Below are 6,854 nucleotides of genomic sequence, written 5' to 3'. Positions count from 1 at the left end.
CTCCGCAGAAACTCCGCTTCCTGGCGGAAGCTGCGTTTTCAGACGGCCTGTCGTTTATGTATGCGGCGTGCGGACACGGTATCGTGCCGTGCCGTCATCCGAATCAGTTTTGCAAGCCGCCGTCATTTCCGTAATGCGCCAGCAACTGCTTCGTGTATTCGTGTTGAGGCCGTCTGAAAACCGTTTCGCAATCACCCTGCTCTACAATTTTCCCGTTCCGTATCACCATCACGCGGTGCGACAGGGCGTTGATGACCGCCAAGTCGTGGCTGACGATAACCATGCTCAAGCCGTATTCCCGCTGCAAATCGGCCAGCAGTTTCAGGATTTGCCGCTGCCATTGCACGTCCAACGCGCTGGTGGGTTCGTCCAACACCAGCACCGAAGGTTTGACAATCAGGGCGCGGGCGACGGCGAGCCGCTGCCTCTGGCCGCCTGAAAATTCGTGCGGATAGCGTTCGGAAGCGTCTTCGGGCAGGCCGACCTGCCGCAACACTTCGGCCACGCGCTGCCGCACGGTTTCCTTGTCCAAGCGGGGTTCGTGCACGCGCAGGCCTTCGGATACGATGTCCGACACCTTCATGCGCGGGTTGAACGCGCCGAACGGGTCTTGGAACACCATCTGTATTTCCCGCCGCATTTCGCGCCGCCATTCCCGCCCGCGTATTTTCAGACGGCCTTCCGCCTCAATCAGCCGCATCAGTGCTTTGGCCAGCGTGGTTTTGCCGCTGCCGCTCTCGCCGATGATGCCCAGCGTTTCGCCCGCCTTCAATTTCAGCGACAGCGGCTCCAGCAGCGTTTTCCGCCTACTGGAAAACCAGCCGCTTTTTTCGCGCACGGAGACGGCAATCCCGTCGGCCTCGACAACAATCGGGCTGTCCCCGGCCACGGGGCGCACGTCGCGCCGGGGGACGGCATCGAGCAGCAGCTTGGTGTAGTCGTGGCGCGGGGCGGCAAACACTTCGGCCGCCGCACCCTGCTCCACCACGCGGCCCTGCTTCATGACGATGATGTCGTCGGCAAAACGGCGCACGAGATTCAAATCGTGCGTGATGTACAGCAGGGTCATGTTGCGGGTTTGCTGCAGGCGGGAAAGCAGGTCGAGTATCTGCGCCTGCACGGCGACATCCAGCGCGGTGGTCGGTTCGTCGGCAATCAGAAGTTCCGGCTCGGCCGCCACGGCCATCGCTATCATCGCCCTCTGCCTCTGGCCGCCTGAAAGCTGAAACGGATACGCAGCCGCCTTTGCTTCCGGTTCGCCGATGCCGGTTTCCGCCAACAGCCCGACCGCCCTAGCCCAAGCCTGTTTTTTATCCAAACCCAGGTGCAGGGTCAGCACTTCGGCAATCTGCGCGCCGACAGTCATCACCGGATTGAGCGCGGTCATCGGCTCTTGGAACACCATGCCGATTTTGCTGCCGCGCAACTGCCGCAAACGGCGCGGTGCGGCCTGCAAAACATCTTCGCCGTTGAAATTCAGACGGCCTTTCAAGGCAAGGTCGGGATTGAGCCGCATGATGCTTTGCGCGAAAACGGTTTTACCGCTGCCGCTTTCGCCGACAACGGCGGTTTTGCGCCCGCGACGGATTTTGCAGCCGATGCCGGACAGCACTTCCCGGCTGCCGAACGCGGCAGTCAGGTTTTCAACCTCCAGGATATATGGTTCCATCAGCCCCTCCTTGCCCGCACGTCGAAAGCATGGCGCAGCCCCTCGCCTATCATCACCAGCAGCAACAGCATAACCGTCAACGTGCCGAAAGCCGACAAGCCTATCCACCAGGCATTCAGGTTGTCCTTGCCCTGCGCCAGCAGTTCGCCCAAGCTGGCCTGCGAAGCGGGAACGCCCAGTCCGAGAAAGTCGAGGCTGGTCAAAGCCAGCACCGCGCCGGAAATACGGAAAGGCAGGAACGCCAATACAGGCGTGAGGCTGTTGGGCAGGATGTGCCGCCACATAATCGCACCGCCGCCCACACCCATCGCGCGTGCCGCCAGCACATAATCGGCCTGCCTGTTTTTCAAAAACTCGGCGCGCACATAATCCGACAGCCCCATCCAGCCGAACAGCGACAGCAAGGCCAGCAAGACCAACAGGCCGGGATTGAAAAACGACGACAGGATAATCAGCAGGTACAGCTCCGGCATCCCGCCCCAGATTTCGATAAACCGCTGCATCACAAGGTCGGTCTTGCCGCCGAAATAACCCTGCACCGCGCCGACGGCCACGCCGATAACCGTCGTAACCGCCGTCAAGACCAGCGCGAACAGCAGCGAATCGCGGAAACCGTACACCAAACGCGCCAATACATCGCGCCCCCTGTCGTCCGTGCCGAGCAGATGCCTTTCCGACGGCGCGGCGGGGTCGGGTACGGTATCGAAATCGTTCAGCGTATCGGCGGCATAAGGATTGGGCGGATAAACCGCGCGGTTGCCGTCCGAAGAAAGATTGCGCCTGATTAAGGGGTCGAGGTAATCGGCGGGCGTGTCGAAATCGCCGCCGAAATCGCGGTCGTGGTAAGTGTGCAGCAACGGGAAATAGCTTTCGCCGCGATACGACAGCCACAAAGGTTTATCGTTGCTCCACAAAGGCGCAAGCAGCGATGCCGAAAACAAAAAAGCCAGCAGCAGCAGGCTGAAATAGCCGCGCCTGTGCCGTTTGAACGCCCGCCATGCGCCGCGTTCCGAGATAGGTTCCATAGACATTCCAAAGGCCGTCTGAAAAACTGCCGCCGCAAAACGGCGGCACGGTTTGAACGGATAAATTTTTCCGGGCGGCAAAGATAACAGTTTTCAGACGGCCTTTCCATGCCCGCATACTTGCCAAAGCATTCTGCAGCGTTTATAATGTTACGATATAACAAATAAGGAGTATTTCCATGAAACCGAATATCCATCCCGAAAACTACCGCACCGTATTGTTTTTCGACAGCGGTGCCAACGAAGGCTGGCTTATCCGTTCCTGCGCCGACACCCACGGCAAGACCATGGTTTGGCACGACGGCAACGAATATCCCGTATTCATGCTCGACACCTCATCGGCCTCCCATCCGGTGTACACCGGCAAACGCCGCGAATTCAGCAGCGAAGGCCGCGCCAGCAAATTCCAGCAACGTTTCCAAGGCATGATGAACTCTTTAAGGAAGGACAAATAATGCAAGTTTTATCCTCACTCAAAACCGCGAAAACCCGCCACCGCGACTGCCAAATCGTCCGCCGCAAAGGCCGTGTTTACGTTATCTGCAAAAGCAACCCGCGCTTCAAGGCACGCCAACGCTGAACAAGCCGCCAATCTATTCGAAGGCCGTCTGAAACCGTTTTTCAGACGGCCTTTGTGTCTTCCCGCCGCTTTCGCGCTACAATCGCCGCCGTCCGACACGCATGGAAAACCACATGACCGCCCGAGAACTGCAAGCCTTCCTCCACGCCAACATTCCCGCAACGGCCGCACTGTCGCTGTCCGTCGTCGATATCACGCCCGACAGCCTTATCCTCTCCGCCCCGCACGCGCCGAACCGCAACCATAAAAACACCGTTTTCGGCGGCAGCATCGTCCTTGCCGCCACAGTCGGCGGTTGGGCGATGGTACACAGCCGATTTCCCGAAGCCGCAGGCAACATCGTCATCCAACAGGGCGAAACCCGCTACCTGCATCCGGCAAACGGCGACCTGACCGTCATTACCCGCGCCGCAGAAGAAGAAGACTGGCGCAAGATGAAGGAAATGTTCGAACAGCGGGGCAAAGGCAAAATCGTACTGGAAACGGAAATATTTTCCGACGGCGTGAAAGCCGCCGTATTCGGCGGAAAATTTGTCGCTTTGAAAAGCTGAACGGCTGCCCGCCAAATACGGGAGGCCGCCGAATCATGGGTCGAAACGGAAAATTTCAGGCGGTTTTTCAACTATAGTGGATTAAATTTAAACCAGTACGGCGTTGCCTCGCCTTGCCGTACTATTTGTACTGTCTGCAGCTTCGTCGCCTTGTCCTGATTTAAATTTAATCCACTATAACCGCCGCTTCCGCACGGAGTATGGCTTCAGTTGCAAAAAGGCCGTCTGAAAACTTTTGCTTCGGGAAAGCTTCAGTTTTCAGACGGCCTTTTCTCAATGCTCCGATTATTTTTTTCTCACTGCCGCAGGCTTGGATACCTTTTTATCTTTCACGGCAGGCCGGCCCGATTCCGGCAACGCCACACCCAAGCGGCGTATGGTGTTTTGCAGGACGCGGATGTTGCCGCCCGCTTTCCGGCCTTTTTCAAACATTTCGACCGCCTGCTCTTTTTTGCCCAAATGCCACAAAACTTCGCCCAAATGCGCGGACACTTCGGCATCGCCTTGCATCTTAAAGGCATATTGCAGATACGGCAAAGCCGTTTCCGCATCGCCTTTCAGGAAATAAGCCCAACCGAGGCTGTCGTTGATGGCGGGCTCTTCGGGCTCCTGCTCGTAGGCGGCGCGTATCAGTTCGAATGCCTCGTCCACTTTCGGATTCGGCATGGTCAGCATGGTGTAGCCGAGGGCGTTTTGCCCGTTCGGATTATCAGGGTTCAATTCCAGGTAACGGCGCAGGTCGGCAATCGCCTTTTCCGGCCGGTTCAATTTATCGACATACACCAGCGCGCGCTGATAAAGGACGGCACTCAAGTTTTCGGCATTATTGGGCCGGCGGGCGATTTGTTCGTGAAGGAGGTTCAATTCCTGCAAAGCCTGTTGCGGATTGTCATATCGGCCGATTACCAGCAGTTGGATTTGCAGCAGGTGGTTTTCGTCGAAGAAACGGCCTTGGCGCGAAGTCATGGCGCGGGCGCGTTTGATTTCGGCCGCCGCCTGCCGCCATTTGCCCTCTTCCAGATTCAGCGAGGCCATCAAAACGGTTTTGTCGAAACGGAAGTCCGGTGCTTGGATTTTGTTCGCCCATTCGCGCGCTTCGGCAAATTTTTTGTTATCGCCGTTGCGGAGGGTGGCGATAACGGCCGCCCTGCTCTGCTGTTCCTGCGTGCCATGCCGGTAGGCTTTGGTCAGATAGTCCATTGTTTCTTCAAGCGGTGCCTTGCGGCTGCTGGATAATAAGGCCGCCTGAATGTAAAGGTCGGCATTAGGCTGTTTTTCCAGCAATTTTTGTAAAAACCGCTGGGCTTCGTCTTTTTTGTCGGCATAAATCAATGCTTCAATCTGCAATTCCTGCCATACGGGCGACAGTTTGGACGTATCCGTTTCGGCAAAGAAGCGGTTGATGATTTCCGGCCGTCGCTGGCCGATTAGGCGCAGGGTCAGATGGGTGGGCGGCAGGATTTCGCTGTCCAGCTGCGCCAATTTCTGCAATGCCTGAACCGAATCGGCAGCCTTGTCGTTCAGCGCGCTTAAAATCGCATCGGCAATCACGGCTTCCGGCAATTCGGGATAGCTTTTGGCATGTTTGTGCACCGTGTCGTCCATCAGTTGGGCGACGGCGGGGTTCTGCGCGGCAATCTGCGCCACCAGCAGGAAGATTCGGCTGCGCTGTTCTTCATTCGCACCTTCCAGCGCGGCATCGAAGCCGTTGCGTGCATCGCCGTATTCCCCGCGCACCATATCGCGCATCCAACTGATGCGTTTCAAGGCCGGGCCGGGCGTCGGCTCGAGTTTTACCCATCGTTGGTATACCGCCTCCGCATACTCGTATGCACCCAGATTGACCGCCATATCCATGGCGCGCTCGGCTACTTCGGAATCGCGCGTGCGGTCGAGCATGGCCATGTAGGTGGCCAATGCCAGGCCAGGGTCGCCTTTATGCAATGCAAGCTCCGCACCCAGCAGGGAAAAGGTATCGTTGGCGCGGTTTATGATGTTTTTCCGACGCTGATGCTCGTCTGCCTGCTGATTGCGGCTGAAGTTGCGGCCTGCTTCGATTTTTTCGCTTTTAACCTGTTCCTTGGACGGAACATCGTTTTTATCCTCGGCATACAGCGCGGGGGCGCACAGCAGCATCAAGGCGCATACGATGGTTTTTAAGCGGGATTTGCGGGCAAACATATTCTTTCCTCCAAATAGGGCGTACCCTGTTTTCAGACGGCCTGAAACAAAGGGGGCTTACTTTATCACAGAGCCACTCGCCGCGCTTGGCTTTGTCTGTCTTTCCTATCAGGAAACGATGCTTTTCCCCCTTTCCGCTTGCCGATATGTAAATTCTTGTTACAATGCCTTTTCTTTCAATCAAACCTTTGCAAACGGAGGAATCATGCAAAAAATCCTGCTTGCCGCCGCCCTAGCCGCCGCAGCTGCCGCCGCATCGGCCGCACAATACGAAATCGACCCGTTCCATTCCAACGCCCGCTTCGAAATCGACCATTTCGGCACCAGCACCAACGTCGGCGGCATTTACAAAGTTACCGGCAATGTCCATTTCGACCCCGCGAAGAAAACCGGTTCCGTTGAAGCCGTACTACCGTTGGCCAACCTGCAATCGAGCAGCGACGAATTTACCAAACACCTGAAATCGGCCGATATTTTCAACGCCGAGAAATATCCCGAAATCCGTTTTGCCTCCACCAAATTCATCTTTGACGGCAAAAAAGTAAGCGCGGTTCAAGGCAACCTGACCCTGCTCGGACAAACCCATCCGGTTGTCCTCAAAGCCAGCAAATTCAACTGCTACCAAAACCCGATGAAGAAAGTGGAAGTCTGCGGCGGCGATTTTGCCGCCACCATCGACCGCACCCAATGGGGAGCGGATTACCTGGTTTCCGCAGGCATGGCGAAAAACGTGAAGTTGAACATCCAAATCGAGGCTGCAAAAAAATAAGGCCGTCTGAAAAACAGGCACACGGTTTGAGGCCGTCTGAAAATCCTTTTTCAGACGGCCTGAGACCTTTGCAAAATTC

At 56.7% G+C, this 6,854-nt stretch carries 7 protein-coding genes; 4 read left to right on the top strand and 3 right to left on the bottom strand.

Features of this window, described 5'->3' with window-relative positions:
* Nucleotides 1-103 precede the first annotated feature (103 nt).
* Both HMPREF3107_RS04065 and HMPREF3107_RS04060 read right to left on the bottom strand, forming a co-directional pair.
* Nucleotides 104-1,669 carry an ABC transporter ATP-binding protein gene (locus HMPREF3107_RS04065; protein ID WP_070453793.1) on the bottom strand — a complete coding sequence of 522 codons (1,566 nt, stop codon included), beginning with the start codon at nucleotides 1,667-1,669 and terminating at the stop codon, nucleotides 104-106.
* Nucleotides 1,669-2,694 (bottom strand): ABC transporter permease, encoded by a 1,026-nt coding sequence (locus tag HMPREF3107_RS04060; RefSeq protein ID WP_041961591.1) that lies wholly within the window; start codon nucleotides 2,692-2,694, stop codon nucleotides 1,669-1,671. The genes HMPREF3107_RS04065 and HMPREF3107_RS04060 overlap by 1 nt, the downstream gene beginning before the upstream one ends.
* A 179-nt stretch (nucleotides 2,695-2,873) precedes the next feature.
* On the opposite strand from HMPREF3107_RS04060, the gene HMPREF3107_RS04055 reads away from it, so the two are divergent.
* The 3 genes from HMPREF3107_RS04055 to HMPREF3107_RS04045 all read left to right on the top strand — a co-directional run bounded on the left by HMPREF3107_RS04055 (nucleotide 2,874) and on the right by HMPREF3107_RS04045 (nucleotide 3,825).
* Nucleotides 2,874-3,149 carry a type B 50S ribosomal protein L31 gene (locus HMPREF3107_RS04055; RefSeq protein WP_003774416.1) on the top strand — a complete coding sequence of 92 codons (276 nt, stop codon included), beginning with the start codon at nucleotides 2,874-2,876 and terminating at the stop codon, nucleotides 3,147-3,149.
* Nucleotides 3,149-3,274 carry a type B 50S ribosomal protein L36 gene (gene ykgO / locus HMPREF3107_RS04050; RefSeq protein ID WP_040666351.1) on the top strand — a complete coding sequence of 42 codons (126 nt, stop codon included), beginning with the start codon at nucleotides 3,149-3,151 and terminating at the stop codon, nucleotides 3,272-3,274. Before HMPREF3107_RS04055 ends, ykgO begins: the two co-directional genes overlap by 1 nt.
* A gap of 113 nt (nucleotides 3,275-3,387) precedes the next feature.
* Nucleotides 3,388-3,825: a YiiD C-terminal domain-containing protein gene (locus tag HMPREF3107_RS04045; RefSeq protein WP_070453824.1), complete on the top strand. Its 438-nt coding sequence runs from the start codon at nucleotides 3,388-3,390 to the stop codon at nucleotides 3,823-3,825.
* 285 nt (nucleotides 3,826-4,110) lie between these two features.
* On the opposite strand, the gene HMPREF3107_RS04040 is transcribed toward HMPREF3107_RS04045, so the two are convergent.
* A complete protein-coding gene (locus HMPREF3107_RS04040) occupies nucleotides 4,111-6,006 on the bottom strand; it encodes a tetratricopeptide repeat protein (RefSeq protein WP_070453790.1) in 1,896 nt (631 codons plus the stop codon).
* Nucleotides 6,007-6,211: 205 nt separating this feature from the next.
* Between HMPREF3107_RS04040 and HMPREF3107_RS04035 the strand changes: the two genes are divergently transcribed.
* Nucleotides 6,212-6,775 carry a YceI family protein gene (locus HMPREF3107_RS04035; protein ID WP_070453788.1) on the top strand — a complete coding sequence of 188 codons (564 nt, stop codon included), beginning with the start codon at nucleotides 6,212-6,214 and terminating at the stop codon, nucleotides 6,773-6,775.
* The last annotated feature ends 79 nt before the right edge of the window (nucleotides 6,776-6,854 follow it).

Source organism: Neisseria sp. HMSC31F04 (assembly GCF_001807735.1).
GTDB classification, from domain to species: domain Bacteria; phylum Pseudomonadota; class Gammaproteobacteria; order Burkholderiales; family Neisseriaceae; genus Neisseria; species Neisseria elongata.
Note: the sequence above shows the minus strand (reverse complement) of the source record. Positions and strands in the feature narration are given on the sequence as shown.